The 25,533-nt window shown below is 70.5% G+C and carries 28 protein-coding genes; 16 read left to right on the top strand and 12 right to left on the bottom strand.

Going from position 1 to position 25,533, the window contains the following annotated elements:
• Positions 1–118 precede the first annotated feature (118 nt).
• Together A37W_RS0120115 and A37W_RS23060 are read left to right on the top strand one after the other, a co-directional pair.
• Positions 119–367, top strand: a complete 249-nt coding sequence (locus A37W_RS0120115; RefSeq protein ID WP_018304856.1) for an accessory factor UbiK family protein — start codon at positions 119–121, stop codon at positions 365–367.
• Between the two features lie 433 nt (positions 368–800).
• A complete protein-coding gene (locus A37W_RS23060) occupies positions 801–1,502 on the top strand; it encodes a response regulator transcription factor (protein WP_018304855.1) in 702 nt (233 codons plus the stop codon).
• 272 nt (positions 1,503–1,774) lie between these two features.
• Here A37W_RS23060 and A37W_RS0120105 read toward each other — a convergent pair whose 3' ends face one another.
• A complete protein-coding gene (locus tag A37W_RS0120105) occupies positions 1,775–2,809 on the bottom strand; it encodes a M42 family metallopeptidase (protein WP_018304854.1) in 1,035 nt (344 codons plus the stop codon).
• Positions 2,810–3,040: 231 nt separating this feature from the next.
• Between A37W_RS0120105 and A37W_RS0120100 the strand changes: the two genes are divergently transcribed.
• The 3 genes from A37W_RS0120100 to A37W_RS0120090 all read left to right on the top strand — a co-directional run bounded on the left by A37W_RS0120100 (position 3,041) and on the right by A37W_RS0120090 (position 4,880).
• Positions 3,041–3,544 (top strand): type III secretion system chaperone family protein, encoded by a 504-nt coding sequence (locus A37W_RS0120100; RefSeq protein WP_018304853.1) that lies wholly within the window; start codon positions 3,041–3,043, stop codon positions 3,542–3,544.
• 189 nt (positions 3,545–3,733) lie between these two features.
• Positions 3,734–4,549, top strand: coding sequence for a pyrroline-5-carboxylate reductase (proC, locus tag A37W_RS0120095; RefSeq protein WP_018304852.1), 816 nt, complete (start codon positions 3,734–3,736; stop codon positions 4,547–4,549).
• Positions 4,542–4,880: a tRNA-binding protein gene (locus A37W_RS0120090; protein WP_018304851.1), complete on the top strand. Its 339-nt coding sequence runs from the start codon at positions 4,542–4,544 to the stop codon at positions 4,878–4,880. Before proC ends, A37W_RS0120090 begins: the two co-directional genes overlap by 8 nt.
• A gap of 343 nt (positions 4,881–5,223) precedes the next feature.
• On the opposite strand, the gene A37W_RS0120085 is transcribed toward A37W_RS0120090, so the two are convergent.
• Positions 5,224–5,805, bottom strand: coding sequence for a thymidine kinase (locus tag A37W_RS0120085; protein ID WP_018304850.1), 582 nt, complete (start codon positions 5,803–5,805; stop codon positions 5,224–5,226).
• Positions 5,806–5,841: 36 nt separating this feature from the next.
• On the bottom strand, positions 5,842–6,123 hold the full coding sequence (locus A37W_RS0120080) for a hypothetical protein (RefSeq protein WP_018304849.1): 282 nt from the start codon (positions 6,121–6,123) through the stop codon (positions 5,842–5,844).
• A 54-nt stretch (positions 6,124–6,177) separates the two neighbouring features.
• Here A37W_RS0120080 and A37W_RS0120075 point away from each other — a divergent pair, with 54 nt between their 5' ends.
• Complete coding sequence (locus A37W_RS0120075; protein ID WP_026198635.1) at positions 6,178–6,672, top strand: YfjT/YkfB family phage-associated protein; 495 nt, start codon at positions 6,178–6,180, stop codon at positions 6,670–6,672.
• Between the two features lie 578 nt (positions 6,673–7,250).
• Positions 7,251–7,820 carry an ImmA/IrrE family metallo-endopeptidase gene (locus A37W_RS24465; RefSeq protein WP_229666001.1) on the top strand — a complete coding sequence of 190 codons (570 nt, stop codon included), beginning with the start codon at positions 7,251–7,253 and terminating at the stop codon, positions 7,818–7,820.
• Here A37W_RS24465 and carB read toward each other — a convergent pair.
• Together carB and A37W_RS0120065 are read right to left on the bottom strand one after the other, a co-directional pair.
• Positions 7,817–11,269, bottom strand: a complete 3,453-nt coding sequence (carB, locus tag A37W_RS0120070) for a carbamoyl-phosphate synthase large subunit (RefSeq protein WP_018304847.1) — start codon at positions 11,267–11,269, stop codon at positions 7,817–7,819. The two genes, A37W_RS24465 and carB, sit on opposite strands and share 4 nt — an antisense overlap.
• A gap of 100 nt (positions 11,270–11,369) precedes the next feature.
• The gene (locus A37W_RS0120065; protein WP_018304846.1) at positions 11,370–12,578 is read right to left on the bottom strand and encodes an SAM-dependent methyltransferase; all 1,209 of its coding nucleotides are present in this window, start codon (positions 12,576–12,578) and stop codon (positions 11,370–11,372) included.
• Positions 12,579–12,698: 120 nt separating this feature from the next.
• Here A37W_RS0120065 and aspS point away from each other — a divergent pair, with 120 nt between their 5' ends.
• The 4 genes from aspS (at position 12,699) to A37W_RS0120045 (ending at position 16,993) form a co-directional block, all read left to right on the top strand.
• Positions 12,699–14,687, top strand: coding sequence for an aspartate--tRNA ligase (gene aspS, locus A37W_RS0120060; protein WP_018304845.1), 1,989 nt, complete (start codon positions 12,699–12,701; stop codon positions 14,685–14,687).
• A 210-nt stretch (positions 14,688–14,897) separates the two neighbouring features.
• Positions 14,898–15,665, top strand: a complete 768-nt coding sequence (locus A37W_RS0120055) for a BglII/BstYI family type II restriction endonuclease (RefSeq protein WP_018304844.1) — start codon at positions 14,898–14,900, stop codon at positions 15,663–15,665.
• Positions 15,666–15,725: 60 nt separating this feature from the next.
• Positions 15,726–16,301, top strand: coding sequence for a nitroreductase family protein (locus tag A37W_RS0120050; RefSeq protein ID WP_018304843.1), 576 nt, complete (start codon positions 15,726–15,728; stop codon positions 16,299–16,301).
• The gene (locus A37W_RS0120045) at positions 16,298–16,993 is read left to right on the top strand and encodes an EI24 domain-containing protein (protein ID WP_018304842.1); all 696 of its coding nucleotides are present in this window, start codon (positions 16,298–16,300) and stop codon (positions 16,991–16,993) included. The genes A37W_RS0120050 and A37W_RS0120045 overlap by 4 nt, the downstream gene beginning before the upstream one ends.
• Here A37W_RS0120045 and A37W_RS0120040 read toward each other — a convergent pair.
• Genes A37W_RS0120040 through mce form a run of 3 tightly spaced genes read right to left on the bottom strand, consistent with a single transcriptional unit; the run spans position 16,984 to position 18,153 of the window.
• Positions 16,984–17,409 (bottom strand): GFA family protein, encoded by a 426-nt coding sequence (locus tag A37W_RS0120040; RefSeq protein WP_018304841.1) that lies wholly within the window; start codon positions 17,407–17,409, stop codon positions 16,984–16,986. The genes A37W_RS0120045 and A37W_RS0120040 overlap by 10 nt on opposite strands.
• A 55-nt stretch (positions 17,410–17,464) precedes the next feature.
• Entirely contained in the window at positions 17,465–17,752 is a 288-nt protein-coding gene (locus A37W_RS0120035) for a DUF1467 family protein (protein WP_018304840.1), read from the bottom strand.
• A complete protein-coding gene (gene mce / locus A37W_RS0120030) occupies positions 17,749–18,153 on the bottom strand; it encodes a methylmalonyl-CoA epimerase (protein ID WP_018304839.1) in 405 nt (134 codons plus the stop codon). Before mce ends, A37W_RS0120035 begins: the two co-directional genes overlap by 4 nt.
• A gap of 153 nt (positions 18,154–18,306) precedes the next feature.
• Here mce and A37W_RS0120025 point away from each other — a divergent pair, with 153 nt between their 5' ends.
• Positions 18,307–19,029 (top strand): response regulator, encoded by a 723-nt coding sequence (locus tag A37W_RS0120025; RefSeq protein ID WP_018304838.1) that lies wholly within the window; start codon positions 18,307–18,309, stop codon positions 19,027–19,029.
• A 7-nt stretch (positions 19,030–19,036) separates the two neighbouring features.
• Here A37W_RS0120025 and A37W_RS0120020 read toward each other — a convergent pair whose 3' ends face one another.
• Complete coding sequence (locus A37W_RS0120020; protein WP_018304837.1) at positions 19,037–20,224, bottom strand: DUF1501 domain-containing protein; 1,188 nt, start codon at positions 20,222–20,224, stop codon at positions 19,037–19,039.
• Between the two features lie 2 nt (positions 20,225–20,226).
• Positions 20,227–21,600: a DUF1800 domain-containing protein gene (locus tag A37W_RS0120015; RefSeq protein ID WP_018304836.1), complete on the bottom strand. Its 1,374-nt coding sequence runs from the start codon at positions 21,598–21,600 to the stop codon at positions 20,227–20,229.
• 134 nt (positions 21,601–21,734) lie between these two features.
• Between A37W_RS0120015 and A37W_RS0120010 the strand changes: the two genes are divergently transcribed.
• Positions 21,735–22,211, top strand: coding sequence for a hemerythrin domain-containing protein (locus tag A37W_RS0120010; protein ID WP_018304835.1), 477 nt, complete (start codon positions 21,735–21,737; stop codon positions 22,209–22,211).
• 115 nt (positions 22,212–22,326) lie between these two features.
• A complete protein-coding gene (locus A37W_RS0120005; RefSeq protein WP_018304834.1) occupies positions 22,327–22,959 on the top strand; it encodes an MT-A70 family methyltransferase in 633 nt (210 codons plus the stop codon).
• A gap of 4 nt (positions 22,960–22,963) precedes the next feature.
• On the opposite strand, the gene A37W_RS0120000 is transcribed toward A37W_RS0120005, so the two are convergent.
• The gene (locus tag A37W_RS0120000) at positions 22,964–24,076 is read right to left on the bottom strand and encodes a class II histone deacetylase (protein ID WP_018304833.1); all 1,113 of its coding nucleotides are present in this window, start codon (positions 24,074–24,076) and stop codon (positions 22,964–22,966) included.
• Between the two features lie 58 nt (positions 24,077–24,134).
• Here A37W_RS0120000 and A37W_RS0119995 point away from each other — a divergent pair, with 58 nt between their 5' ends.
• Positions 24,135–24,392 (top strand): DUF167 domain-containing protein, encoded by a 258-nt coding sequence (locus A37W_RS0119995; RefSeq protein WP_018304832.1) that lies wholly within the window; start codon positions 24,135–24,137, stop codon positions 24,390–24,392.
• A 13-nt stretch (positions 24,393–24,405) separates the two neighbouring features.
• On the opposite strand, the gene A37W_RS0119990 is transcribed toward A37W_RS0119995, so the two are convergent.
• Entirely contained in the window at positions 24,406–24,645 is a 240-nt protein-coding gene (locus A37W_RS0119990) for a DUF8831 family protein (protein ID WP_018304831.1), read from the bottom strand.
• Positions 24,646–24,771: 126 nt separating this feature from the next.
• Here A37W_RS0119990 and A37W_RS0119985 point away from each other — a divergent pair, with 126 nt between their 5' ends.
• Positions 24,772–25,530 carry a M48 family metallopeptidase gene (locus A37W_RS0119985; RefSeq protein WP_018304830.1) on the top strand — a complete coding sequence of 253 codons (759 nt, stop codon included), beginning with the start codon at positions 24,772–24,774 and terminating at the stop codon, positions 25,528–25,530.
• The last annotated feature ends 3 nt before the right edge of the window (positions 25,531–25,533 follow it).

The raw sequence follows: 25,533 nt of genomic DNA, 5'->3' as shown, positions 1-25,533 counted from the left end.
GTCAACGCGGCTCGGGGGGCGCCGCGTCCGGCCTGCGGGCGCTGCCGGCGGTCGATCCGGCTTGCGGCAACGGGCCCTGCGACCCATATCCAGTGTCGACCTGACCCCGGAGGAACCGATGCAGAGCCGCAACCGCATCTTCGACGACCTGTCGCAGCTGATGACCAACGCCATGGGCGTGGCGCAGGGCGCCCGCGACGAGGCGAACAACGCCTTCAAGGGCATGATGGACCGCTGGCTCGCCGACCGCGACCTCGTCACCCGCGAGGAGTTCGAGGCGGTGCGCGGCATGGCCCAGAAGGCCCGCGAGGAGAACGAGGCGCTGAAGGCGCGCATCGCGGTGCTCGAGGCGAAGCACGCGAATTGACGTGGCGGGGATGGGTCGAAGACCCATCCAGCGGTAGGCCGCCCGCCAGGGAGCGCGCGGTCTTGCGGCTCCATCGAGTTGTCGAGAGCCCCCGCGACTGCCCGCCCCGGCCTCGAGCCGGGGCCTCGCACGACGAGGTGCTCCATCTCGTCAGGGCCCCGGCTCGGGCCGGGGCGAGCGCATCGATGAGGACCGGCCCCGCATCGCGCTGACCTCGCCATCTCCGCTCCCATGAATCACGGCGAAACCGTGGCGGCTGCCCTGAAATGGCCCCGCGCGTTAACCTTGACCGGCTTTGACGGGACCCCGATCCCGCAGGCTAGTCTGTCTCCGTCGCCGGAAGCGCGACGCCGGGAACCGGCGCCCCTGGGTGGCGCGGCCCGCCGCCCCCGAAGCGGGGCCGACGCCTTTCCCTGGCCGAGGGTCGGACGACATGCACTTTCTGATCACCGATTGCACCTGGGGCGCCGAGTCGCTCGCCAACCATCTGGAGCGGCGCGGCTTCCCGCTGACCCGCGTCGCTGACGCGGAGGAGCTTGTCTACGCGGCCCGGCACGGGCGCGCGGACGCGGCGCTCATGGACGCCGACCTGCCCGACGCGGCCGCGGGCGAGGCGCTCCGGCGCGTCCGGGCGGCGGCGCCGCGGCTGCCGGTCGCCGTCCTCGACGCGGGGCCGGCGGAGCGGGGGGCGCTATGGGAGGCGGGGGCCGATCTCCTGCTCGGCGGGGAGGGCGCTCTGACGTCGCGGCTGGTGGCGCTGGGTCTGCGCGGCGCCGGACTTGCGCCGCCCGCCGTCGTCGCCGGGCCGGTGACGCTGGACCCGGTGGCGCGGTCGGTGCGGGTGGAGGGGCTGCGGATCCCCTTCGCGCGGCTGGAATACGAGATCCTCGAATCGCTGGTCCTGCGCCGCGGCGACGTGGTGGGCCGGGACGAGCTGATGGACCGGGTCTACGGCTTCGGCGACGCGCCGGCGCGGCGGGCGATCGACGTCTATACCTACCACATCCGCACCAAGCTCGCGGCGGCGGGAGGCAGCCGAGACTGGCTGGCGACCGAGCGGGGCCGGGGCTTCCGGTTCGTCCTGCCGGTCGAGGGCGGGGCGGTGCGCGAGCGGCGGGAGGCGTGGGCAGCGTGAGAACGGAGATTGAGCTACGTGAGGGCAGTGTCCGGCCGCGGGCAGACGCTCCGACATTCCGGTACAGGCGCTTTATCTCGCCGCTCCCGCATGACCTGTCGTCTCGCAGGTGGCCAGGAAGCGTCTGGCCGGGGGGCGGCCAGACGCTGCCCGGGCCGCTTGCGCGGCTGAGTCCGGGCGGGGCACTTCGCTGTGGTTCCGCGAAGGGGAACCCCATCGGGCTTTGACGCCGCGGGTCCTTTTAGCCCCGCACCAGGTGGGTTTCACCCACCCTACATCGACGCCAGGTACGCCGTCAGGATGTCGCGGGCGGCCTTGAGGTCGGTCTTGTCGGCCATCTCGGTCACCGTGTGGATGTACCGCGTGCCGACCACGATCCCCACGGCCCGCGCCCCGGCCGCGGCCTGCTGCGCCGCCGCGCCGTCCTGCCCGCCGGCGGCGAGCATGGTGCGCTGGTAGGGGATGCCCCTGTCCTTCGAGAGCGCCTCGATCTCGGCCACCAGCCGCTTGTCGGCGATGAAGGACGAATCCCGCACATGCAGGCCGAAGCCCTTGCCCTGCTCGGTCGTGCGCAGCTGGTCCGGCACGCCGGGCGTGTCGCAGGCGAGCGTGACGTCGATGCCGAGGCCGATGTCCGGGCGCACCTTGTAGGCGGCGGTCCTGGCGCCGCGCAGGCCGACCTCCTCCTGCACGGTGAAGGCGACGTGGATCTCGGCCCCTCGGCCTTCCTTCTTCTTCAGGCCGCGGATCGCCTCGATCCCCAGCCAGCAGGCGATGCGGTTGTCGAGCGCCTTGGACACCACCTTGTCGCCCATCTCGAGGAACGGCTCGTCCATCACCACGTAGTCGCCGACGCGCACCCGCTCCTTCACCGCCTCGCCGAGGCCGGTATCGACGTAGAACTCGCCCACCTCCGGCACCTTCTTGCGGTCTTCGGGGGACGAGATGTGGACCGGCTTGCCGCCGGGGTTCATCACGCCCTTGAGGTCGCCGTCCTCGGTGCAGACGAGCACCCGGCGCGAGAACAGGTTGCGCGGATCGAACCCGCCGACCGGCTGCAGGTACAGCCAGCCCTTGTCGCTGACGTGGCTGACGAGAAAGCCGATCTCGTCCATGTGGCACAGAAGCATGACCTTCGGCGCGTGCTTGTCCTTGCCGTCGCGGCGGCACAGCAGCGTGCCCATCGCGTCCGTCTCGACATGGTCGAAGAGGTCCGCCACCTCTGCCTCGATCAGGGCGCGCACGCGCTCTTCGCGGCCGGGCACGCCGGGGGTCTCGCACAGGCGCTGGAGGAGGTCGATGTTCATGGCGTTGGCTCCGTTCGGGTCGGCGCGAGCCTAGGCCCGCCCGCCGTGGAGGCAAGGGGCGGCATTTGTGCCCGGCGGCCCGCCTTATCCCCAAGAAAGTGCTTTACAGACCCCCATACGGCCCTCACCATATCTCGTAGGGGCGGATGGAAAACCCCACCGTCCCTTGAGCAGGCACCCAGCGCTAGGGGCGGTCCAACGTCTCGGCGCAGAGCAGAAGAGGCCGAGCAGATGGCATTGTCCGAACAGTTCGACGACCATGGCGACATCCACCCGATCGACGTGGTGGAGCACATCGCCGAGCACCATGCGTGGGAGTTCGACCGCATCGCGGACGACCAGATCGCGATGGCGGTCGAGGGCCAGTGGCGCACCTACTCCATCACGCTCGCCTGGTCGGCCTATGACGAGACGCTGCGCCTCATCTGCACCTTCGAGATGGAGCCGCCGGAGGAGCGGATGCCGGAACTCTTCGAGGCGCTGAACGAGGTGAACGACCAGTGCTGGGCCGGCGGCTTCACCTGGTGGGGGCAGCAGAAGATGATGGTCTACCGCTACGGCCTCGTCCTGGCGGGCGAGCAGATGGCGGGGCCCGAGCAGATCGACACGATGATCGGCGCGGCGGTGATGTCCTGCGAGAGGTACTACCCGGCGTTCCAGCTGGTCACCTGGGGCAACCGCGCGCCCTCCGACGCCGTGCAGGTGGCGATCGGCCACACCTACGGGACGGCCTGACGAGTCGGGCAGGGTGGCGGGGGAGCCTGCCGGTCCGCCGGCGAACGCCTCCGCACGACCGACATGGGTGACCGAAGGACGGCCGGGGACCTCCCCGGCCGTTTCGCATGGCACGTGCCGCGTCCGGCCGCTTGCGGGGGCGGAACGCGCCCCCTAGGGTCGCGCCCGATCCGGGGACAGGAGGCGACAATGGGCATGGACGAGGTGGCGCGGCGCGGGCTGGTGCTGCTCGGCTGCGGCAGGATGGGCTCGGCGATGCTGGCCGGCTGGCTGGAGCGGGGGCTGCCTCCGTCCTCCGTCACGGTGATCGACCCGGGGCCGTCGGACTGGCTGTCCTCCCGCGGCGTGCGGCTGAACGAGGCGCTGCCGGACGACCCGGCGGTCGCGCTGATCGCCGTGAAGCCCCAGATGATGGGCGAGGCGCTGCCGGCGCTGCAGGCGCTGGGCGGGGGCGGGACGCTCTACATCTCGGTGGCGGCGGGGACCACGCTGGCGACGTTCGGACGGGCCTTCGGGGACGCGGCGCCGATCGTCCGGGCGATGCCGAACACGCCGGCGGCGGTCGGCCGCGGGATCACGGCGATCGTCGGCAACGCGGCGGCGACGGCGGCGCATCTGGATCTGGCCGAGGCGCTGCTTTCGGCCGTGGGCCAGGTGGTGCGGCTGGAGGACGAGGCGCAGATGGACGCGGTGACCGCGGTATCCGGCTCGGGCCCCGCCTACGTGTTCCACCTGATCGAGACGATGGCCGCAGCGGGCGAGGCCGAGGGGCTGGCCCCGGATCTCGCGCTGGCGCTGGCGAAGGCGACGGTGGCGGGCGCGGGCGCCCTGGCCGAGGCGTCGGACGAGGCGCCGGGGCAGCTGCGGGTCAACGTGACCTCGCCGAACGGCACGACGCAGGCGGCGCTGGAGGTGCTGATGGACGACGAGGCCGGCCTGCCGCCGCTGATGCGGCGTGCGGTCGCGGCGGCGGCGCGGCGAGGGCGGGAGCTGGCGAATGGCTGAGATCACCTGGGACGACTTCGACAGGGTCGACATCCGGGTCGGGACCGTGGTGCGGGCCGAGCCGTTCCCGGAGGCGCGCAAGCCCGCCTACCGGCTGTGGATCGATTTCGGGCCGGAGATCGGCGAGAAGAAGAGCTCGGCCCAGATCACGGTTCATTACACGCCCGAGGCGCTGGTCGGGCGCCGTGTGCTGGCGGTCACGAACTTCCCGCCGCGCCAGATCGGCCCGGTGCGGTCGGAGGTGCTGGTGCTCGGCGTCCACGATGAGGACGGGGCGGTGGTACTGATCGGCCCGGACGGCGCGGTGCCGGACGGCGCGCGGATGTGCTGAAAGAGGGCGTGTAGGGCGGGTGCAACCGACTGCGATTGTCCCGCGGAGGCTCACGTGGGAGCAGCCCGCCCGGACTCAGCCGCGTAAGCGGCCCGGGCAGCGTCTGGCCGCCCCCCGGCCAGACGCTTCCTCGCCACCAGCGAGACGCTGAGGGTCGTGCGGGGCCGCGCCATAAATCTCCTCTACCGGAGCGTCGGAGCGTCTGACCGCGGCCAGACGCCGCCCTCCGTCGCCCTCAGAACCGATCCGTCCCGGGCTTGACCCGGGACCTCGCTGGGGAAGGTGCCAGGGTTCGTCGGGGCCCCGGCTCGGGGCCGGGGCGGGGCGATCTCTGGCCGTCCGTCTACCGATCCCCCACCGCCTCCCGCCAGTGCACGCGGCAGAGCGCGACGTAGCGGTCGTTGCCGCCGATCTCGACCTGGGCGCCGGCGGTGACGACCGTGCCGTCGGCGGCGCGGCGGATCACCATCGTCGCCTTGCGGCCGCAATGGCAGATCGTCCGCACCTCCCGCATCTCGTCGGCCAGCGCCAGCAGCGCGGCGGAGCCGGGGAACAGCGCGCCCCGGAAATCCGTCCGCAGGCCGTAGCACATGACCGGCACGCGCAGGTCGTCCACCGCACGGGCGAGCTGCCAGACCTGCGCCTCGGTCAGGAACTGCGCCTCGTCGAGGAAGACGCAATGACACGGCCCGGACCGCAGCCGCGTCTGCAGCATCTCGAAGAGGTCGTCGCCGGGCCCGTAGGTGTCCGCCGGCTGGGCGATGCCGATCCGGCTGGCAATCCGGCCGGGGCCCGCGCGGTCGTCGAAGCGCGCCGTCAGGAGGTACGTCGCCATCCCCCGCTCGAGGTAGTTGTGCGACGCCTGCAGCAGCAGCGTCGACTTGCCGGCGTTCATCGTCGAGTAGTTGAAGTAGAGCTTGGCCATGGCGGCGGTTTGCCCCGCAACGGGGCAGGGGGCAAGTCAGCGCAGCGGCACGGAATAGAGGTTCGCGTCCTCGGTCTGGGCGACCAGCACCGCGCCGGTCTCGGTCACGAAGACGCCGAGATTCTCCATGTCCCGGGGACAGCCGACGAGGTCGGACGAATCGTCGAGGAACTGGTTGGTGAACTCGTTCTCGCCGACCCGCAGGCAGGGATCGCCGGGCGCGCGGTAGCCGTCGCCGAAGAAGGGCAGGCCCTCGGGCTCGGCCGCGCAGGCGGCGACGAGCGGGGCGGCGAGGACGAGGAACGGGAGGGGGCGCATGGCGTTTCCTTTCGCGCGGACAGGCAGGGGAAGGGTGGACCGATGCAACGCCGGATGACAACCGTCCTGAGAGGCGCCCGGGCAGCCGCCCTCCTCGCCGCCACCGGCAGTGCCGCCGCGGCGGGCGAGGGGCTCTGGACCGACGACGGATTCGGGCAGGGCTTCCTCGAAAGCTCGGTCTCGGCCGGGGAGGGGAACCGCATGGTCTGGGGCTGCTCGCTCGGCGCCGCCTTCGGCTCCACGCTCTTCGTCGAGCTGGCCGGCGCCCCGCCGAACGCCGCCGGCCCCGTCATCTTCGCCTTCAACGACGCGCAGCCCGTCGCGGTCCCCCTCGACCTCGGCGGCTTCCTGGGCAGCGACACGGCGGTGGAGGCCGGCTACCTGATCGAGATCGCCCAGCGCCTGCGGGACGGCGACGCGGTGACGGTGACGGTGACGTTCGATGACGGCCGCACGGCGACGTTCAGCCTGGACGGCGCGGACGAGGCCGTGGCGGACGAATGCGGGGTTGGCGCGACGCAGCAGACGCTGGGAGAGATCCTGCCCTAGGTTTTGTGCAAGCTCGATCTGCCGCCCCACGATCTTGACGTTTTACCGAAATGTGGTAAAGAGACGCCAGGAGGTAGCTCATGCGCACCGGGTTTGGCCGATTTGCTCAAGAGTTGAGGGCGAGGCGCGCGCTGAGCCTGAGTGAGTTCGCTGACTCCATCTCAGTTTCTCCATCCCGCGTGTGTAATCTCGAGTGCGGGCGAACATCGATAAACGATGACATAGTAGGTGCCTACATCAGAGTACTTAGCTGCTCAGGTGAAGATGCTCATGAACTTCGGAAGCTAGCTGAGTTCTCAGATTCTCACCGATTGCATTCGGGTCGTGACTCTTCTTGCCCTCCGCTGCTGGCTATGCTCGACTCTTTTCGAGATCGCATTTCTCCGAAGGCGATTGCAGAAATCCAGAGCATTCTTGAGCGTGAAACAGGAGAGAGAGTAAATGCACTGTTGTTTTCCAGCACTCGATCAATTGCTCCGAGATCACGAAGGGGCAAGCGGCCCTCTCTAACGCCAAAGCGCTTCGCCGAAATTTGTATCCTCGCTGGACGAATTAGGTCAGACGCTGGAGCCGGAGAATTGAGTAGATTGAAGGTTGGCCGCTTTTTGGAGCATCTGGCAGCCTCTGATTTGGCGTTCGATTGGGAGGCCGTCGAACACCTTCCTCCTGTATTCTCAGGTGCCTTCGCATGCATGACGGTAGGTCCAGACGGCCACTTGCTTCTCGTCGAAGAAGAACGGTTAGGGAGCGCTGAGCGCGACGTTGCATTCGCGAGACATGTTCTAGCGCACGAAGTCGGCCATCATTTCTTGCACGCTAGCTTGCTAGCGGGCGGCGATTCAATATTTCTCGCCCCTCAGGAACTTGCGCGCAACAGATCCCAATTGATTGGTTCTGACAGACAGATTGAACAGGTCGTGGACAGACTAGAAGAAGTCGAAGCTGAGTGTTTCGCGACATTCCTTCTGATCCCCTGGGAAGCCTTTTTGAAAGGGACTGAGGCAGCCTATCTCGCAAAGGACTACGGAGAGCAGCTGGACGAGGTTAAGCGATACTATCCTCACTTCAAAAACACGGCGGCTCTTGACGCCTTTAGGGCAATCTTGTGGGAAGACGGCGAGCGTTCCCACCCCATCTTTCATATCTAGGCCTGCAGCGACCGGACCCCCACGTCGCCTTCCTCCCGCGCCTTCATCGCCAGCGCGGCGGCGTGGGCGGCGGCGGCGGTCGTGAAGTAGGGGATCTTGTCGTAGAGGGCGACGGCGCGGATGGAGCGGCTGTCCTCGACCGCTGCGGCGCCTTCGGTCGTGTTGAAGACGAGGCCGACGTGACCGTCCTTCAGGCGGTCGACGATGGTCAGGCCGCCTTCGTAGACCTTGTTCACCACCTCGCAAGGAATGCCTGCCTCCTTCAGCCACTTCGCGGTGCCGCGGGTGGCGAGGATGTCCATGCCGAGGGTGCTCACGATCTCGGCCGCCTCGCGCATCTGCGGCGTCTTGTCCTCGTCCTTGATCGAGATGAAGACCGTGCCCTCGCGCGGCAGCACGTTGCCGGCGCCCATCTGCGCCTTGAGGAAGGCGCGGGGGAACGAGCGGTCCCAGCCCATCACCTCGCCGGTGGAGCGCATCTCGGGGCCGAGAAGGGTGTCGACGCCGGGGAAGCGGGCGAAGGGCATCACCGCCTCCTTCACGCTGAACCAGGGCATCGCCGGATCGGCGAGCGTCATCGGGTCGGCGTAAGGAAGGTCGGTGTCGTAGCCGACGTTCTCGTAAGGGGGCCGCAGCGGGAAGTTCGACAGCGGCTCGCCCGCCATCAACCGGGCGGCGATGGAGGCGATGGCGCTGTCGGTGGCCTTGGCGACGAAGGGCACGGTGCGGCTGGCGCGGGGGTTCACCTCGATCAGGTAGACCTCGTCCTCGCCGGCCTCGTTCGCCTTGACCGCGAACTGCACGTTCATCAGGCCGACGACGCGCAGCGCGCGGGCCAGGGCGACGGTCTGGCGCTCGATCTCCTCCAGCACCGCCTTGGGCAGGGTGTGCGGCGGCAGGCAGCAGGCGCTGTCGCCGGAATGGACGCCTGCCTCCTCGATATGCTGCATGATGCCTGCGACGTGGACGTTCTCGCCGTCGCAGAGCGCGTCGACGTCGACCTCGGTCGCGCCGGAGAGGTAGCTGTCCAGCAGCACCGGCGACTTGCCCGACACCACGACGGCGTCCGAGATGTAGCGCTCGATGCTCGCCTGGTCGCGCACGATCTCCATCGCGCGGCCGCCGAGGACGTAGGACGGGCGGATCACGAGGGGGAAGCCGATGCGGTCGGCGATGCGGAACGCCTCGGCATCCGAATGGGCGATGCCGTTGCGGGGCTGCTTGAGGCCGAGGCGGTTCACGAGGTCCTGGAACCGTTCGCGATCCTCGGCGAGGTCGATCGCGTCGGGCGTGGTGCCGAGGATCGGGATGCCGGCGTCGTGCAGCGCGTTAGCGAGCTTCAGCGGGGTCTGGCCGCCGAACTGGACGATGACGCCGTGCAGCGTGCCGTTCTCCTGCTCGACGCGCAGGATCTCCATCACGTGCTCGAAGGTCAGCGGCTCGAAATAGAGGCGGTCCGAGGTGTCGTAGTCGGTCGACACGGTCTCGGGGTTGCAGTTGATCATGATCGTCTCGTAGCCGACGTCCGACAACGCGAAGCAGGCGTGGCAGCAGCAATAGTCGAACTCGATCCCCTGGCCGATGCGATTGGGGCCGCCGCCGAGGATCACGACCTTCTTGGCGCCCGTCGGGCGGCTCTCGCATTCCACGTCGCCCATCGCGGGGGCCTCGTAGGTGGAATACATGTACGGCGTCTGCGCCTCGAACTCGGCCGCGCAGGTGTCGATCCGCTTGAACACGGCGGTGACGCCGAGGTTGAGGCGCGCGCGGCGCACGTTCTCTTCCGTCCGGCCGGTGAGGGTGGCGAGGCGGGCGTCGGTGAAGCCCAGCATCTTGAGCCGGCGCAGGCCTTCTTCGGTCACCGGCAGGCCGCTCTTGCGGACCTCGGCCTCGGCCGCGACGATCTCGCGGATGCGGGCGAGGAACCAGGGGTCGAACTTCGTCACCGCCTGGATGTCGTCGTCGCTGAGGCCATGGCGCATCGCCTGGGCGATGGTGCGCAGCCGGTCGGGCGTGGCGACGGAGAGGGCCTTGACGATGGCCGCGCGGTCGTCGGCGGTGGGGGATGCACCCGCCCCGGCCTCCGAGCCGGGGCCTCCGTCTGCGGGCGCCGCGCCCTGCGGGTCGGGGCCCCGGCTCGGGGCCGGGGCGGGTTTTCCCTTCACGCCGGGGATGGCGATCTCGTCGAAGCCGGTGAGGCCGGTCTCGAGGCCCGCCAGCGCCTTCTGCACCGACTCGTGGAAGGTCCGGCCGATCGCCATGACCTCGCCGACCGACTTCATGGCGGTCGTCAGCTCGGGCTTGGCGCCCGGAAACTTCTCGAAGGCGAAGCGCGGGATCTTGGTCACGACGTAGTCGATGGTCGGTTCGAAGCTGGCCGGCGTCACCTTGGTGATGTCGTTGTCGAGCTCGTCCAGCGTGTAGCCGACGGCGAGCTTGGCCGCGATCTTGGCGATCGGGAAGCCCGTGGCCTTCGACGCCAGCGCCGAGGAGCGCGACACGCGCGGATTCATCTCGATCACGACCATGCGGCCGTCCTCGGGGTTGATCGCCCACTGGACGTTCGACCCGCCGGTCTCCACCCCGATCTCGCGCAGGACGGCGATGCTGCCGTTGCGCATGATCTGGTATTCCTTGTCGGTCAGCGTCAGCGCGGGCGCCACGGTGATGCTGTCGCCCGTGTGCACGCCCATCGGGTCCACGTTCTCGATCGAGCAGACGATGATGGCGTTGTCCGCGCGGTCGCGGACCACCTCCATCTCGTACTCCTTCCAGCCGAGGAGCGACTCGTCCACGAGGATCTGCCCCACTGGTGAGGCGTCCATGCCGGAGCGGCAGTAATGCTCGTAGTCGGCGCGGTTGTACGCGACGCCGCCGCCGGTGCCGCCGAGGGTGAAGGCGGGGCGGATGATCGCGGGCAGGCCGATCTCCTCCAGCGCCTCCAGGGCGAGGCGCACGCCCTCCTTGAGGTCGCGCTTGCCGTTCGGCAGCTTGGGCGCGGTGACGATGGTGGCCTTGGGGTTCTCCAGCCCGATCCGGTCCATCGCCTCGCGGAAGAGCTTGCGGTCCTCGGCCATCTCGATGGCCTCCCGCCGGGCGCCGATCATCTCGACCCCGAACTTTTCGAGCACCCCCATCTCTTCCAGCGCGAGCGAGGTGTTGAGGCCGGTCTGCCCGCCCATCGTGGGCAGGAGGGCATCGGGGCGCTCCTTCTCGATGATCTTCGCCACGATCTCGGGGGTGATCGGCTCGATGTAGGTGGCGTCGGCGAGGCCGGGGTCGGTCATGATCGTCGCGGGGTTGGAGTTGACCAGGATCACCCGGTACCCCTCTTCCCGCAGCGCCTTGCAGGCCTGGGCGCCCGAGTAGTCGAACTCGCAGGCCTGGCCGATGACGATGGGTCCCGCGCCGATGATCATGATCGAGCGGATGTCGGTCCGTTTCGGCATCGGTCACCTCGGGCGGCAGCGGTGGAGCAAATCGGGCTGCTTATGGGTCGCGGCGGAAGGGGGTTCAACCCCCCTCGCGCGGCCCTCGTCCAAGGGTCGGTCAGGCCGGGGCGTCGGCGTAGAGATAGTCGCGGGTGATCGGCACCGTGCCCTTGGGGGCCTCGATCTGGACCTGGAAGTTGACGTTCCGGCCCCAGAAGAAGGACGCGCCGGACGCTTCGAGGTAGTAGCGCCACATCCGCACGAAGCGCGCGTCGTACAGCCGCTCGGCCTCGTCCTCGTGCGCCTCGAAGCGGTCGGCCCAGTGCCGCAGCGTGTGGCCGTAATGGTTGCGCAGGATCTCGATGTCGGCGATCGGCAGGTCGGCCTTCTCGATGGCGCGGACCACCTCGGACAGCGAGGGCAGGTAGCCGCCGGGAAAGATGTAGCGCCGGATCCACTCGCCCGTCGCCTGCGGCGGGCCGGCGACGCCGATCGTGTGGATCAGTGCGACGCCGCCCGGCGCCATCAGCCGCTTCACCGCGCCGAAGTAGGTGCCGTAATGCGGCAAGCCCACATGCTCGAACATGCCGACCGAGACGATGCGGTCGAACTGCCCCGTCAGCTCGCGGTAGTCCTGCAGCCGGATGTCGATCCGCCCGCCGAGGCCCGCTGCCGTCGCCCGCTCGGTCGCGACCTTCAGCTGCTCGGTCGAGAGCGTGACGCCCACCACCTCGGCCCCGTAGTCCCGCGCCAGCGTCAGCGCCATCCCGCCCCAGCCGCAGCCGATGTCGAGGACCCGCATCCCCGGCTCGATCCGCAGCTTGCGAGCGATGTGGTGCTTCTTGGCCTCCTGCGCCTCCTCCAGCGTCATGTCCGGCCGGGCGAAGTAGGCGCAGGAATACTGCCGGTCGGCGTCGAGGAAGAGGTCGTAGAGCGCGCCCGACAGGTCGTAATGGTGGTGCACGTTGGCGCGCGCCGCCGAGATGCGGTTGTGGGCGATGAACTTCTGCGCCGGCCGCAGCAGCGCGCCCCAGACCTCCATCGCCTTCGGCAGCCGGCCGGCGCGCTGGTTGCTCAGCACGACCTTGAAGAAGTCGGCCAGCGTGCCCTCGCCGAGGTCCCAGCCGCCGTCGACGTAGCCCTCGCCCAGGGCCAGCTCGGGCTTGAGGAGGATCTCGCGGAGCAGGGCGGGATCGGTGATCCGCATCAGGACGGGCGGGCCGCTGCCGTCGCCGTAGGCGCGGCGGGTGCCGTCGGGATAGTCGATGGTGAGGGCGCCGTCCCGGATGAAGCGGGACATCGCGCGGTGGAAGAGGTCAGTCCACATGGTCGGCTCGTCACGTCTTTTCGGTGCACCATAGACCTCTGCCCCCGAGAGGCCAGAGCGCTTGACTTCCCGCCCCCCGCGCGATGTATCGGCCGCGTTTCCCCGCAAGGAGCCGAGGCCATGCATCCATTCCGCACCCACACCTGCGCCGCGCTGAACGCCGGCAACGTGGGCGAGACGGTCCGCCTGGCCGGCTGGGTCCACCGCGTGCGCGACCACGGCGGCATCCTCTTCATCGACCTGCGCGACCATTACGGCGTGACGCAGGTCCTGTGCGACCCGGACTCGGCCGCATTCGCCGAGGTCGAGAAGGTCCGCGCCGAGTGGTGCATCCGCATCGACGGCGAGGTGAAGGCCCGCGACCCCGAACTGGTGAACCCCAAGATCCCGACCGGCGAGATCGAGGTCTTCGTCCGCGGGATCGAGGTGCTGGGCGCCGCCAAGGAGCTGCCGCTGCAGGTCTTCGGCGACCAGGAATATCCCGAGGAGACGCGCCTGCGGTACCGCTACCTCGACCTGCGGCGCGAGGCCATGCAGAAGAACATGACCCTGCGCTCGGACGTCGTGCGCTCGATGCGGCAGCGGATGTGGGACCAGTCGTTCCGCGAGTACCAGACGCCGATCATCACCGCCTCGTCGCCCGAGGGCGCACGCGACTTCCTGGTGCCGTCGCGCCTGCATCCGGGCAAGTTCTACGCGCTGCCGCAGGCGCCGCAGCAGTTCAAGCAGCTGCTGATGGTGTCGGGCTTCGACAAGTACTTCCAGATCGCCCCCTGCTTCCGCGACGAGGACCCGCGTGCCGACCGTTCGCCCACCGACTTCTACCAGCTCGACATGGAGATGAGCTTCGTCACCCAGGACGACGTCTTCGCCACGATCCAGCCGGTGATCCAGGGCGTGTTCGAGGAGTTCGGCGGCGGCCGGGCGGTCGACACGGTCTGGCCGCAGATTTCCTATGCCGATGCCGCGCTGTGGTACGGGACCGACAAGCCGGATCTGCGCTGCCCGATCAAGATGCGGGTGGTGAGCGAGCACTTCGCCGGCTCCGGCTTCGCCATCTTCGCCAAGCTGCTGGAGCAGGAGGGGACCGAGATCCGCGCGATCCCGGCGCCCGGCGGCGGCTCGCGCAAGTTCTGCGACCGGATGAACGCCTTCGCCCAGAAGGAAGGGCTGCCGGGGATGGGCTACATCTTCTGGCGTCAGCGTACGGAATCTGAAATAGTCGGCGAGGAAATTAAGAAGTGGCTGACTGCTAAAGCGGTCAACGAAAAAGACTACGAACGGTTCTGTCACACTTACGAAGTCAATGAACAACATGATCGTGCCGCAAAGCTCACTGAGGTAAAGAAGCTTATTGAGAGCGGTGATCCCCTCGATAGACATGAAGCTGCGACGATTCAGCGAGTTCATTTTCCCGATCTTGACGATCCCGAAGCCGCCGGCCCGCTGGCCAAGAACATCGGCCCCGAACGGACCGAGGCGATCCGCCAGCAGCTCGGCCTCGGCGTCGGCGATGCGGCGTTCTTCCTCGGCGGCAAGCCGTCCTCGTTCGAGCGGGTGGCCGGCAAGGCCCGGACCGTGATCGGCGAGGAGCTGGGGCTGACGGACAAGGACCGCTTCGCCTTCGCCTGGATCGTCGATTTCCCGATGTACGAGAAGGACGACGAGGGCGGGATCGACTTCTCGCACAACCCCTTCTCGATGCCGCAGGGCGGGATGGAGGCGCTGCAGGGCGATCCGCTCAAGGTGCTGGGCTTCCAGTACGACCTCGCCTGCAACGGCTACGAGCTGATCTCGGGCGCGATCCGGAACCACAAGCCCGAGATCATGTTCAAGGCGTTCGAGATCGCGGGCTACGGCGAGGACGAGGTGCGCAAGCGTTTCGGCGGTATGGTGAACGCGTTCCAGTACGGCGCCCCGCCCCACGGCGGCTGCGCGGTCGGGATCGACCGCTGCGTGATGCTGCTGGCGGACGAGGAGAACATCCGCGAGGTCATCCTCTTCCCGATGAACCAGCGGGCCGAGGACCTGATGATGGGCGCCCCGAGCGAGCCGCTGCCGGCACAGCTGCGCGAGCTGCGCCTGCGGGTACTGCCGCCGGAGGACTGACGCGCGGTGAACTGAACCGGGGCGTCGGGCGTTGGGCTCCGAACGACCCGCGAAAGGAGCCCGCCATGCGCAAGATCTTCAAGTACGTCGCGATCTGGAAGATCGCCCAGCGCCTGTTCCGCCGCAACCGCCGCGCCTGAACCGGCCTTACCTTCTGGACGGCCTCCGCGACCCGCGCCACCTTGGGGCAGGGACGCGGGGGCCGCTTGCATGTTCGATGGACTGACCGAGGCGGGGTTCGACGTGCGGACCCGCAACCATGCCGCCGCCATCCTGTCCCACGATTTCCCCGAGGAGACCGCCGAGCTGGTCGAGGCGCTGCTCGCCTTCCGCATCACCCTCGCCGAGCTGGTGGGCGGCGGCGGCGGCGAGAGCGGGCAGACGCAGAGGCTGCGCCGCGCACTGGCCGAGCGGCGCTGGCGCAAGCATCGCTTCACCGTGCAGACCATCGTCGACGGGCGCGAGCGGGAGGGCGTGAGCCACGAGGTCGATCACGTGCGGTTCGGACAGGCCGGCACGCTCGCCCTCGAGATCGAGTGGAACAACAAGGATCCGTTCTTCGATCGCGACCTCGAGAACTTCCACCGGCTGCACGCCCTGTCGGCGATCTCGCTCGGCGTGATCGTCACGCGGGGGGCGTCGATGCAGGCGGCGATGCTGGAACGGATCGGCGGCTGGATGGCGGGGCAGGGGCTGTCGGGAGAGGCCGATCTGGAGCGGCTGGGCATCGGCACCCGGACCCGGGCGCAGCGCGACGCGGTGGCGGCGCAGGTGGCGCGGGGCGTGCCCTTCGCGGAGGCGTTCGCCCGCAAGTTCGTGCAGGACAAGTTCGGCCCCGCCACGACGCACTGGGCCAAGCTGGAGGAGCGGGTGCTGCGCGGCGTCGGCAACCCTTGTCCGCTCCTGCTGATCGGGCTGCCCGCCGGCGTCCTCTCCGAGGCGCCGCTGCCGCAGGACGGACCGCCGCGCCTCCTGTGACGCGATTGTCCCTGGGGGCCGGCCGGCCTATCTAGGCCCGCGACCGCAGAAGGACCGCCCATGCCCCGCAACGACGCAGCCCTCGACTTCCTGCTGACCCGGCGCTCGCGCCCGGCCAAGATCCTGACGCCGCCGGTGCCGGACCGGGACGAGCTGACCGTGATGCTCACCGCCGCGGCGCGCAGCCCCGACCACGGCAAGCTGGAGCCCTGGCGCTTCGTGGTGCTGACCCGGCCCGCGCTGGAGCGGCTGGCCGCCGCGGTCCCCGGCCGCGCCGCCGCCCTCGGCATCGACGAGGAGCGCACGGCGAAGTCGGTCGCGCAGTTCCGCGACGCCGATCTCGTCGTCGCCGTGATCGCCAGCCCCAAGCCGTCGGACAAGGTGCCGCCGATCGAGCAGACCTATTCCGCCGGAGCGGTCTGCCTGGCGCTGCTGAACGCCGCGCTCGCCTCCGGCTGGGGCGCGAACTGGCTGAGCGGCTGGCCCGTGCACGACCCGGACTTCTGCGAGGCCGAGCTGGGCCTCGCGCCGGGCGAGAGCGTCGCGGGCCTGATCCACATCGGCACCGAAAAGCACGCGCCGCCGGACCGGCCCCGGCCGGACGTCGCCGCGCTCACGACCTGGATGGACCGGTGATCTTCGCCGACTTCGCCCGCGCGCTGGCGCAGCTGGGCGATCCCCGCTTCCGCCGGGTCCTGTGGCTGGGCATCGGGCTGACGGTCGCGCTGCTGGTCCTCGCCTATGCGGGGCTGCTGTGGCTGATCGAGTGGGTCGATCCGGGCGGGCTGGAGTTGCCGGTGGTGGGGCAGGTGACGTGGCTGGGGGACCTCCTCAGCTGGGGGTCGCTCCTGTTCATGGGCGTCCTGTCGATGTTCCTGATGATCCCCGTCGCCTCGGCCATCACGTCACTGTTCCTCGACGACGTGGCGCAGGCGGTGGAGGACGCGCATTACCCGAACCTGCCGGTGCCGCCGCGCGTCTCGTTCCTGGAGGCGGCGAAGGACACGGTGAACTTCCTCGGCATCCTGATCGGGGCGAACGTGGCCGCGTTCCTGCTGTACGCGTTCGTCCCGTTCCTCGCGGTGCCGATCTTCTACGCGCTGAACGGATTTCTGCTCGGGAGGGAATATTTCCAGGTCGCCGCGATGCGCCGCGAAGGGCGGGCGGGGGCCGCTGCGCTCCGTCGCCGGCACCTCGGCCAGATCTGGCTGGCCGGATGTCTGATGTGCGTGCCGCTGTCGGTGCCGCTGGTGAACCTCGTGATCCCGGTGCTCGGCGCCGCGACCTTCACCCACCTCTACCACCGCGTCGCGGCCGGTCAGAGGTAGGCGGTGATCTCCGGCGCCCGGTCCTGCCGGTCGTTGCGGCCGTCCTCGTAGACCACCTCCATCGCCCCGAGACTCGCCGCAGGCAGGTCGTCGAGGCAGGCGAGGTTCACCGCCCAGAACTCTCCGCCCATCTCGTCCAGCTCGCCCCGGCTGAAGGTCTGCACGCCGCAGGACGGGCAGAAGTAATGGTCGATCGTGCCCGGCGGCCAAGCGCTGGGGTCGGCGTGGTAGGTGCCGAGGGAGGCCGCGCCGCGCGTGATCGTGAGCGTGTCGAAGGGCATCAGCGCCTTCTTGTACCCCGCTTTCATGCAGTAGCTGCAGTTGCACTTGCGCAGCTGCGTGGCGAGCGGATCCATCCGCAGCTCGAACGCGACGCGTCCGCAGTGACAGGTGCCGTGGTAGGTCCGCTCCGCCATCAGAACCTCCGCGATGCGCTGGCGGGGGCAACGGCGGGCGGCGGCGCAGGTTCCGTCAGTCGATGACGGAGCGGGGCGGATCCATCACCTCGAACCAGTCGATGTCGCGCACGGTCACGACGCCCGACAGGATGAAACCGCCGATCAGGATCCACAGCCCCGTGGCCCACAGGGTCGTGACCTTCGCCTTGCGGCCGATCTGCGCGTCGGCCGGGGCCGAGCGGTGGGTGCCGGGCACGACCTCTCCCGTCTCGCCCTGGGTCGTCAGGCGCAGGGGCAGGACGATGAAGAACGTCATGAACCAGATCACGGCGTAGAGGACGAAGGCGGCGGTGATGGTCATGCCTGCTCCAGTTCGATCAGGGTGCCGGTGAAGTCCTTGGGGTGCAGGAACAGGACCGGCTTGCCGTGGGCGCCGGTCCTCGGCTCGCCGCTGCCGAGGACGCGCGCGCCCGCCGCGGCGAGCCGGTCGCGGGCGGCGAGGATGTCGTCCACCTCGTAGCAGATGTGGTGGATGCCGCCCGACGGGTTCTTGTCGAGGAAGCCGCGGATCGGGGAGTCCGCGCCCAGCGGATGCAGCAGTTCGATCTTGGTGTTGGGCAGGGTGATGAAGATCACCGTAACGCCGTGATCGGGCTCGTCCTGGGGCGGGCCGACGACGGCGCCCAGCGTGTCGCGGTACTGCGCCGCGGCAGCTCCGAGGTCGGGGACGGCGATGGCGACGTGGTTGAGGCGGCCGATCATGGGCGGACTCCTGCCGGACGTGGCGACGGTATGGCGCGAAGCGTATCGCCCTGCAACCGCGGGTGGGTGCGACACTTCGCGGCCGGCGGCGTCGTTAAGGAGGCGTTCATTCTGTTCTGCTGAGGTGAGTCCCGAGCCACGGAGGACGACTCGATGGATACGCTCGACGATTTCCTGATCTCGCGACCGGCCACCGGCGAGCGCCCGCTGGCAGGGCTGACCGTCCTGCTGGTGGAGGACAGCCGCTTCGCCTCGGACGGGTTCCGGCTTCTGTGCCTGCGGTCGGGGGCGCGGATCCGGCGGGCCGACAGCCTCGGCTCCGCGCGGCGGCACCTGCGGGTCTACCGTCCCTCGGTGGTCATCGTGGACATCGGCCTGCCCGACGGGAGCGGCGCCGAACTGATCGCCGAACTCGACCGTGCGCGGCCGCGGGTGCCGGTGATCCTGGCCACCTCGGGCGACGCGGACGAGGCGCGCTCGGTCGCCGCCGCCGGCGCGGACGGGTTCCTGCCCAAGCCGGTGGAGCGCCTGGCGGCGTTCCAGGCGGCGATCCTCGACCACCTGCCACCGGCGCCGGGGGGCGGGCCCCGGCTCGTCAGCGACGACGAGGTGCATCCCGACCTCGTCGCCTACCGCGACGACCTGATGCACGTCGCCGAAACCCTGCATGCCGGCGACGCCGTGCCCGGCGACGGGACGGTGGCCTACCTGACGCAGTTTCTGACGAGCGTCGCGCTGAGCGCCGGCGACACGGCGATGGCCGAGGCGGCGGAGGCGGTCGCCCGCGGCGCGCCGGGCGACGGGGCGCGGGCACGGGACCTGGCGCACCTCACGCGGCTGGTCGACAGCCGGGTCGCGGGTCAGGGGCCGCTCTGACGGCGGTTCACAGCGTCCAGCGCGGATCGGGGCCGAGGTCGAGGCCCGGAAAAACGGCGCTCTCCACCGTCCCGGCGTCCAGGCCGAAGAGGCCGCGCATGACCCAGCCGGCATGGGCGCGGACGTCCCGCGTCGGCATCAGGTCGCGCCGGTCGTAGAGCGCGGCCTCGGACAGGCCCGGCCAGTCCGCGACCACCCGGCCGCCACGCAGCGCGCCGCCGGCCAGCAGCATCGCGCCGCCGGTCCCGTGATCGCTCCCGCCAGAGCCGTTGAGGCGCGCGGTGCGGCCGAACTCGGTCACGCACAGGACCGCCGTCTTCTCCCACACCGGCCCCAGTCCCTCGCGCAGGGTCAGCACCACGTCGGCGAGCCGGCCGAGGGCGACGCCGATCCCCTGCGACTGCCGGGCATGGGTGTCCCAGCCGCTCAGCGAGAAGCTGGCGATCCGGGTCTCGGCCCGCAGGCGCCCGGCCGCGAAGCGGGCAAGCTGGACGTGGGCGCCGCGGCGATCTTCGCCCGCCTCCGGCGCCTCCTGCCCGGCCACCTCGGCGGCGATCGCGATCGCCTCGCGGCTTGCGTCGCGGAAGGCCGGGTCCTCGTGCTGGACCAGTTCGAGAAGCTGCTGGGTCGCGGGCGACAGGGCGAGCCGGGCGTCCGGCGACCAGCGGGCGGCGGCGGCGGGCCCGTCGAGGATCGCCATCCGCTCGCGCCCGACGGCGTAGGCGATCTCGGCGGTGGTCCCGGGCACCGTCTCGATCAGCCGGTTCAACCAGCCCGACCGCGCGCTCGCGGGGCCGAGGTCGGTCCCCCCCGCCTCCAGCAGGTCCTGCCCGTCGAAGTGGCTGCGCCGGTCGCGATAGGGCGTCGAGACGGCATGCGCCGCCGCCATCTCGCCCGCCGCCCACAGCGGGTCGAGCGGGGCGAGCGCGGGGTGCCGCGCCCAGAAGCCGTCGCCGGGCGGGCCGTCCTCGACCTCGCGCCCCAGCGCCGCGTAGTCCGGGTCGCCGACCGGGCGGATGGCGTCGAGGCCGTCCATCGCGCCGCGCAGGATCACCACGACGAGCCGGTTGTCCCACGGCGCGCTGGCCAGCGCGATCGGCGTGACGAGGGGCGAGGCGGCGGCCGAGCAGCCGAGGGCGAGACCCCCGGCGAGGAAGCGGCGGCGGGACGGGCTCGCGGGCGGACGGGAGGACATTGTCATCTCCTCTGGAACGCGGCGGAGGCGAGGACGAGGCCGATTCCTTCGGGCACGCTCTCGGCCGCCTCGGCGGCGAAGGATACTTCGGGCGACAGCGCCGATCCCAGCGCCACCGGCGCGAACTCCCGCGGGTCCGGCAGCGCCTGGGTCAGGTGCACCGGCACCCGCATCGCCCAGTCGATCCGCGCGGCGAGGCCCTGGGGCGTCACCCAGTCGGCCTCGTCCTCGGCCCAGCCGTCCGGTCCGGGCGGCCGGCCCCAGCTCTGTCCCATCGCCGCCATCGGAGTGCGGGCGAAGCGCCGGACGTCCCGCTGCGACAGGGCGAGAAGCCGGTCCGCCGGCAGATCGAGGGCGCGCAGGGCCGCCGCGACGAACTCCACGGGGCGCCGCACCTTGCGCCGCTCGAGGACCCAGGCGTCCGGGTGGGCGAGGAGCGCGGACACCACCGCGCCGAGGTCGCCGCCCGTCTCGTCCCACGTCCCCGCCATCGCCGCCACGAGCGCGTCGGACGGCTCGGGGGCGACGAAATGAACCGCCAGCTTGCGCGAGACGTGCCGGGCCGTCGCCGGATGGACGGCCAGCGCCTCCAGCGCCGCGGTCACCCCGGCGAGCGACGGCTGCGGGCCGTAGACCCGGCCCAGCACGGTCTCGGCTCCGGGCTCGGCCATGTTGCGGCGGAATTCGGTCCCGGCGTCCTGGTTCCAGACGAGCCCCGTCAGCAGCTCGGCGAACTGGCGCACGTCGGTCTGGTCGTAGGGGCCGCCGACGCCGATCGTGTGCAGCTCCAGCACCTCGCGGGCGAGGTTCTCGTTCAGGCCGCGGCCGGTGCGGCGGCCAAGGCGGCTGTCGGGCCCGACCGACCGGCTCTGGTCGAGGTAGTCGAGCATCAGGGGATGCGTCACCGCCGCCGTCAGCATCGCGCCGAAGCGGCCGGCGAGGTGGGGGCGGATCGCCTCTTCGACGAAAGGCTCCACCATGTGCCGGGTGAAGCCGTTGCGCGGCTGGAGCGCGAAGTGGTCCGCCCAGAACCACGCCAGCCGCTCGCGCAGGCCGTCGGGCGTCGCCGCGGCGCGGGCGAGCAGGGTCATCAGCTGCCGGTCGGCCGCAGCGCCGGCGGCCCGGCGGGCGGTGTCGTACGCCTCCTGCGCCGCGCCTTCGCTGCCGGCGGCGCGGCGGGCGCGGTTCAGCGCCCGCAGCTCGGCGACCGTCGGCGTCTGGGCCGCGAAGACCGGGATCGGCAGGCGCGCGGCGATCACGTCGGGGCCGGAGAGCCGGCGCAGCATCGCATCGGCGTCCGCCGGGGGCGGATGTCGGGGCGACAGGCCGGTGCCGAACCGGACGACGGCGAGTTCGGGGTCGAAAGGGGGTGACATGACGGGTCCGGCGCTGCTCGAGCCGAATATAGGGCCCGCCCGGCGCCATCGCGAGCCGGCCGGCGAACCGACCGGCCGGAACCCGCCTGACCGCAGGAACGTAGCCCCGGCAGGACCAGACGGAGACGAGGGCGATGGCCGACATCTATGCCACGATCAAGGCGGACCACGACACCCACCGCGAGCTGCTGGCGCGGATCGCCGATACCTCCGGCGCCTCGGAGGAGCGAGCCGAGGCGTGGCGCACCTTCTACGAGGACGTGAAGAGCCACGCCGCCGCGGAGGAGGAGACGTTCTACTCCAAGCTGATGTCCAAGACCTGGGGGCAGGACTCGGCCCGCCATTCGGTCGAGGAGCATGCCGAGTTGGACGACCTCCTCGAAGAGATCAACGACACCGAGATGGACAGCCCCGCCTGGCTGGAAAAGTTCAAGCAGCTGCGCCACGACTACGAGCATCATATCGACGAGGAAGAGGACGAGATCTTCGCCCGCGCTAAAGAGGTCATCCCCGAGGACGAGATCGCCGGCTACGGCGAGCGGTTCCGCGCCCGCAAGGAAGAGGAGCGGGGGCTGATCGACGACAAGAAGAAGGACCACCTCGAGGATTGACCCGGGGCGCAACCCTCCGTTAAGGCTTGTTCGCTCAATGTTCCGGTGAACATTCCTGTGGAAAAGGCGCCGCGCCGACTTGCGGCCCCGGGCGGAGGACCGCATGATGTTGGATATGGGCACGGGTCCGTCACAAGATCTGCGGGATTTCCTGGACGGGCGCCGGTTCGGCTGCGTCATGGCCGATCCGCCGTGGCGCTTCACCAACCGCACCGGCAAGGTCGCGCCCGAGCACAAGCGCCTCGCCCGTTATCCGACCCTTACGCTGGACGAGATCTGCGCCCTGCCGGTCGCCGACCATCTGGAGGACCGGGCGCACTGCTACCTCTGGGTGCCGAACGCACTGCTGCCCGAGGGGCTGGCCGTGCTGTCGGCCTGGGGATTCGAGTACAAGTCGAACATCGTCTGGCACAAGGTCCGCAAGGACGGCGGCTCGGACGGGCGGGGGGTCGGCTTCTACTTCCGCAACGTGACCGAGATCCTGCTCTTCGGCACCCGCGGCCGCGACGTGCGGACCCTGCCGCCGGGCCGGCGGCAGGTGAACATGATCGCCACCCGCAAGCGCGAGCATTCGCGCAAGCCGGACGAGCAGTACGGCCTGATCGAGGACTGCTCCTGGGGCCCGTACCTGGAACTGTTCGGCCGCGGCGTGCGCGAGGGCTGGACGGTGTGGGGCAACCAGGCCGACGCCGACTACAAGCCGGACTGGAAGACCTACGGCTACAATTCCGGCATGGCCGCCGAGTAGCGCCTCAGGCGCCGCCGGCGAGGGCCTGCTCCATCCCGCCGATCCACTCTTCCACGAACCGATCGAACGCCGGCCCCGGCTGGCGCCGCGCGAAGGCGTCGGCGAACGGGTCGGGGACGCGGATCGCGGTGGCCGACAGCGCCTCGATCGCGGCGTGGCCGCAGAACGGGACGTAGGTCTCGGCATAGCCGCCCTCGTGGACGAGGATCAGCCGCCCGCCGCAGACATCGTCGGCCAGTGCCTTCACGGCCCGCGTCATGGCGCGGAACGTCTCGGCGGTCGCCAGCATCCGTCCGAGCGGGTCGTTGAGGCCGGAATCGTAGCCGCAGGCGACGACGATGGCGTCGGGCCGGTGGGCGCGGATGGCGGGCAGGGCGAGCCGCTCCATCGCCGCCATGTAGCCGGCATGGCCGGTGCCGGGAGGCAGGGGGATGTTCAGGTTGGCGCCGCGTCCCGCGCCCTCGCCCCGCACGTCGAAGCCGCCGGTGTCGAGGGGATAGTTCCGCTCCTGGTGGAGTGAGACGGCGAGGACGTCGGCGTCGTCGATGAAGACCGCCTCGGTCCCGTTGCCGTGGTGGACGTCCCAGTCGAGGACGGCGAACCGCCGGCCGAGGCCGGCCGCCTGCGCGGCGCGGATGGCGACGCCGATGTTGTTCAGAAGGCAGAAGCCGTTGGGCCAGTCGGGCAGGCAATGGTGCCCCGGCGGGCGCGACAGCGCGTAGGCGTTCGTCAGGTCGCCCCGCATCACCGCGGCGAGCGCCGCCGACGCCAGCCGGGCGGACACGGCCGCGATCTCGTAGCCGCCCTGGCCGAAGGGCGCGCGCAGTCCGATCTCGCCGCCGCCGGCGTCCGACATCTCCTTGAACCGGTCGAGGTAGGCGGCGGGATGGACGCGCAGCAGATCCTCGCGGCTCGCTTCGGCGCCGCCCCGGACCTGCAATTCCGCCATCAGGCCCGACACTTCGAGAAGGTTCTTCAGCCGCCGCTTCGCCTCCGGCCCTTCCGGCAGACCGCCGGCGGCGAGCGGCTGGACGAAACCGCCGACCGGCAGGTTGCCGGCATAGTTGCCGCCGCCGTGCCAGAAGCACCGCTCGTCGGTGAAGAATCCGGTGCTCATGCGGCGTCTCCTCTGGCAGGGTCCGGCGGACCATGGGGGACCGGCGGCGGAGGCACAAGTGAAGGGCGGACCGGACCTGTCGGCGCTGGCGGTGCCGGGGGCGCAGATCGCGGTGCGCGCCGTGCCGCGGGCGCGCCGTCCCGGGGTGGAGGTCGCGGGCGATCTCGTGACGGTCCGGGTGACCGAGCCGCCGGAGGACGGCCGCGCGACAGAGGCGGTCCGCAAGGCGCTGGCGCGGGCGCTGGGGATCGCGCCGTCCCGGCTGACCCTCGTCAGGGGAGCGGCATCTCGGTCAAAGGTGTTCCGGGTGGAGTGAGCGGCCGCCGGGCTCAGCCCTTGGCGGGCCGCAGGCGGTAGATCCCCTCGGGCAGGTTCAGCGCCGCGCCGAGGTCGCGGACCTGCGCCAGCGACAGGGTGATCCGGACGACCTGGTCGGTGCGCGTGTCCAGCTGCTCCACCGTCACGCAATCCTCGAAGGCGTTGACCGTCACGTCCTCGGTCAGGGGCGCGCGGCCCTCGTCCACGAGGGTGATGACGGTGGCGTCGAAATCGTGCTCAATCGAGAACATGGGAACGAGCCTAGGGGCCGCGGCAGGGGCCCGCAAGCCGGTCCTCACGGGAAAGGGACTGGCCCCGGCGCACCATCCTGATAGGGTCGCCGGACCCACCCGGACCGCCCCCGACCCGGACCGAGAATGATCCCGCATCTCCTGCGCCCGTCCTGTCTGTGCCTCGCCGTCGTCGCGACGCTCGCCGCCTGCGCCCGCGCGCCGGAGCCCGTGGCGCCCGGCGACGTCGTCGTCACCGGGCCGCGGCAGGGGCAGGAGCGCGGCGACGCGGCCCCGGCGCTGCCGCCGACCGCGATCCGCGAGGCGGCACGCTCCTTCGTCGCCGTGGTGGCGCAGGTGGAGCCGGTCGCCGAGGCGGTCTGCCGCGAGCGCTCTCCGCAGGCCAACTGCGATTTCGAGATCGTCGTCGACGACCGGCCCGGCGTCCCCCCCAACGCCTTCCAGTTCCTCGACCGGCGCGGACGGCCGGTCATCGCCTTCACGCTGTCGCTGATCCTCGACGCGGCGAACCGGGACGAGCTGGCCTTCGTCATGAGCCACGAGGCCGCGCACCACATCGAGGGGCATCTCGCCCGCCAGCGCGAGATCGCGACGCTGGGCGCGGCGGTGTTCGGCCAGCTCGCCGGCGCGGGTGGCGGCAACTCGGACGCGATCCGCACCGCGCAGGAGCTGGGCGCCGCCGTCGGCGCGCGCACCTACAGCCGCGAGTTCGAGCTCGAGGCCGACGCGCTGGGCACGATCATCGCGGCGCGGGCGGGATACGACCCGCTGCGCGGGTCGGAGTTCTTCTTCCGGCTGCCCGATCCCGGCGACCGCTTCCTCGGCACCCACCCGCCGAACGCCGAGCGGCTCGCGGTTGTGCGGGCCGCGGTCGCGGGCCTCTGAAGG

It is taken from the genome of Wenxinia marina DSM 24838 (assembly GCF_000379485.1).
GTDB classification, from domain to species: domain Bacteria; phylum Pseudomonadota; class Alphaproteobacteria; order Rhodobacterales; family Rhodobacteraceae; genus Wenxinia; species Wenxinia marina.
This window is presented reverse-complemented; position numbering and strand designations above follow the sequence as displayed.

Bases quoted from the DNA above. Each gene is read 5' to 3' on its own strand.
- A37W_RS0120010 (WP_018304835.1), top strand. From the start codon at position 21,735: ATGGCCGACATCTATGCCACGATCAAGGCGGACCACGACACCCACCGC.
- A37W_RS0120115 (WP_018304856.1), top strand. From the start codon at position 119: ATGCAGAGCCGCAACCGCATCTTCGACGACCTGTCGCAGCTGATGACC.
- mce (WP_018304839.1), bottom strand. From the start codon at position 18,153: ATGATCGGCCGCCTCAACCACGTCGCCATCGCCGTCCCCGACCTCGGA.
- proC (WP_018304852.1), top strand. From the start codon at position 3,734: ATGGGCATGGACGAGGTGGCGCGGCGCGGGCTGGTGCTGCTCGGCTGC.
- A37W_RS0120080 (WP_018304849.1), bottom strand. From the start codon at position 6,123: ATGCGCCCCCTCCCGTTCCTCGTCCTCGCCGCCCCGCTCGTCGCCGCC.
- A37W_RS0120055 (WP_018304844.1), top strand. From the start codon at position 14,898: ATGTTCGATGGACTGACCGAGGCGGGGTTCGACGTGCGGACCCGCAAC.
- A37W_RS0119985 (WP_018304830.1), top strand. From the start codon at position 24,772: ATGATCCCGCATCTCCTGCGCCCGTCCTGTCTGTGCCTCGCCGTCGTC.
- A37W_RS0120105 (WP_018304854.1), bottom strand. From the start codon at position 2,809: ATGAACATCGACCTCCTCCAGCGCCTGTGCGAGACCCCCGGCGTGCCC.
- A37W_RS0120035 (WP_018304840.1), bottom strand. From the start codon at position 17,752: ATGACCATCACCGCCGCCTTCGTCCTCTACGCCGTGATCTGGTTCATG.
- A37W_RS0120000 (WP_018304833.1), bottom strand. From the start codon at position 24,076: ATGAGCACCGGATTCTTCACCGACGAGCGGTGCTTCTGGCACGGCGGC.
- A37W_RS0120025 (WP_018304838.1), top strand. From the start codon at position 18,307: ATGGATACGCTCGACGATTTCCTGATCTCGCGACCGGCCACCGGCGAG.
- A37W_RS0120015 (WP_018304836.1), bottom strand. From the start codon at position 21,600: ATGTCACCCCCTTTCGACCCCGAACTCGCCGTCGTCCGGTTCGGCACC.
- A37W_RS0120020 (WP_018304837.1), bottom strand. From the start codon at position 20,224: ATGTCCTCCCGTCCGCCCGCGAGCCCGTCCCGCCGCCGCTTCCTCGCC.
- A37W_RS0120100 (WP_018304853.1), top strand. From the start codon at position 3,041: ATGGCATTGTCCGAACAGTTCGACGACCATGGCGACATCCACCCGATC.
- A37W_RS23060 (WP_018304855.1), top strand. From the start codon at position 801: ATGCACTTTCTGATCACCGATTGCACCTGGGGCGCCGAGTCGCTCGCC.
- A37W_RS0120065 (WP_018304846.1), bottom strand. From the start codon at position 12,578: ATGTGGACTGACCTCTTCCACCGCGCGATGTCCCGCTTCATCCGGGAC.
- A37W_RS0120090 (WP_018304851.1), top strand. From the start codon at position 4,542: ATGGCTGAGATCACCTGGGACGACTTCGACAGGGTCGACATCCGGGTC.
- A37W_RS0119990 (WP_018304831.1), bottom strand. From the start codon at position 24,645: ATGTTCTCGATTGAGCACGATTTCGACGCCACCGTCATCACCCTCGTG.
- A37W_RS0120050 (WP_018304843.1), top strand. From the start codon at position 15,726: ATGCCCCGCAACGACGCAGCCCTCGACTTCCTGCTGACCCGGCGCTCG.
- A37W_RS0120005 (WP_018304834.1), top strand. From the start codon at position 22,327: ATGGGCACGGGTCCGTCACAAGATCTGCGGGATTTCCTGGACGGGCGC.
- aspS (WP_018304845.1), top strand. From the start codon at position 12,699: ATGCATCCATTCCGCACCCACACCTGCGCCGCGCTGAACGCCGGCAAC.
- A37W_RS0120075 (WP_026198635.1), top strand. From the start codon at position 6,178: ATGACAACCGTCCTGAGAGGCGCCCGGGCAGCCGCCCTCCTCGCCGCC.
- A37W_RS0120040 (WP_018304841.1), bottom strand. From the start codon at position 17,409: ATGGCGGAGCGGACCTACCACGGCACCTGTCACTGCGGACGCGTCGCG.
- A37W_RS0120085 (WP_018304850.1), bottom strand. From the start codon at position 5,805: ATGGCCAAGCTCTACTTCAACTACTCGACGATGAACGCCGGCAAGTCG.
- carB (WP_018304847.1), bottom strand. From the start codon at position 11,269: ATGCCGAAACGGACCGACATCCGCTCGATCATGATCATCGGCGCGGGA.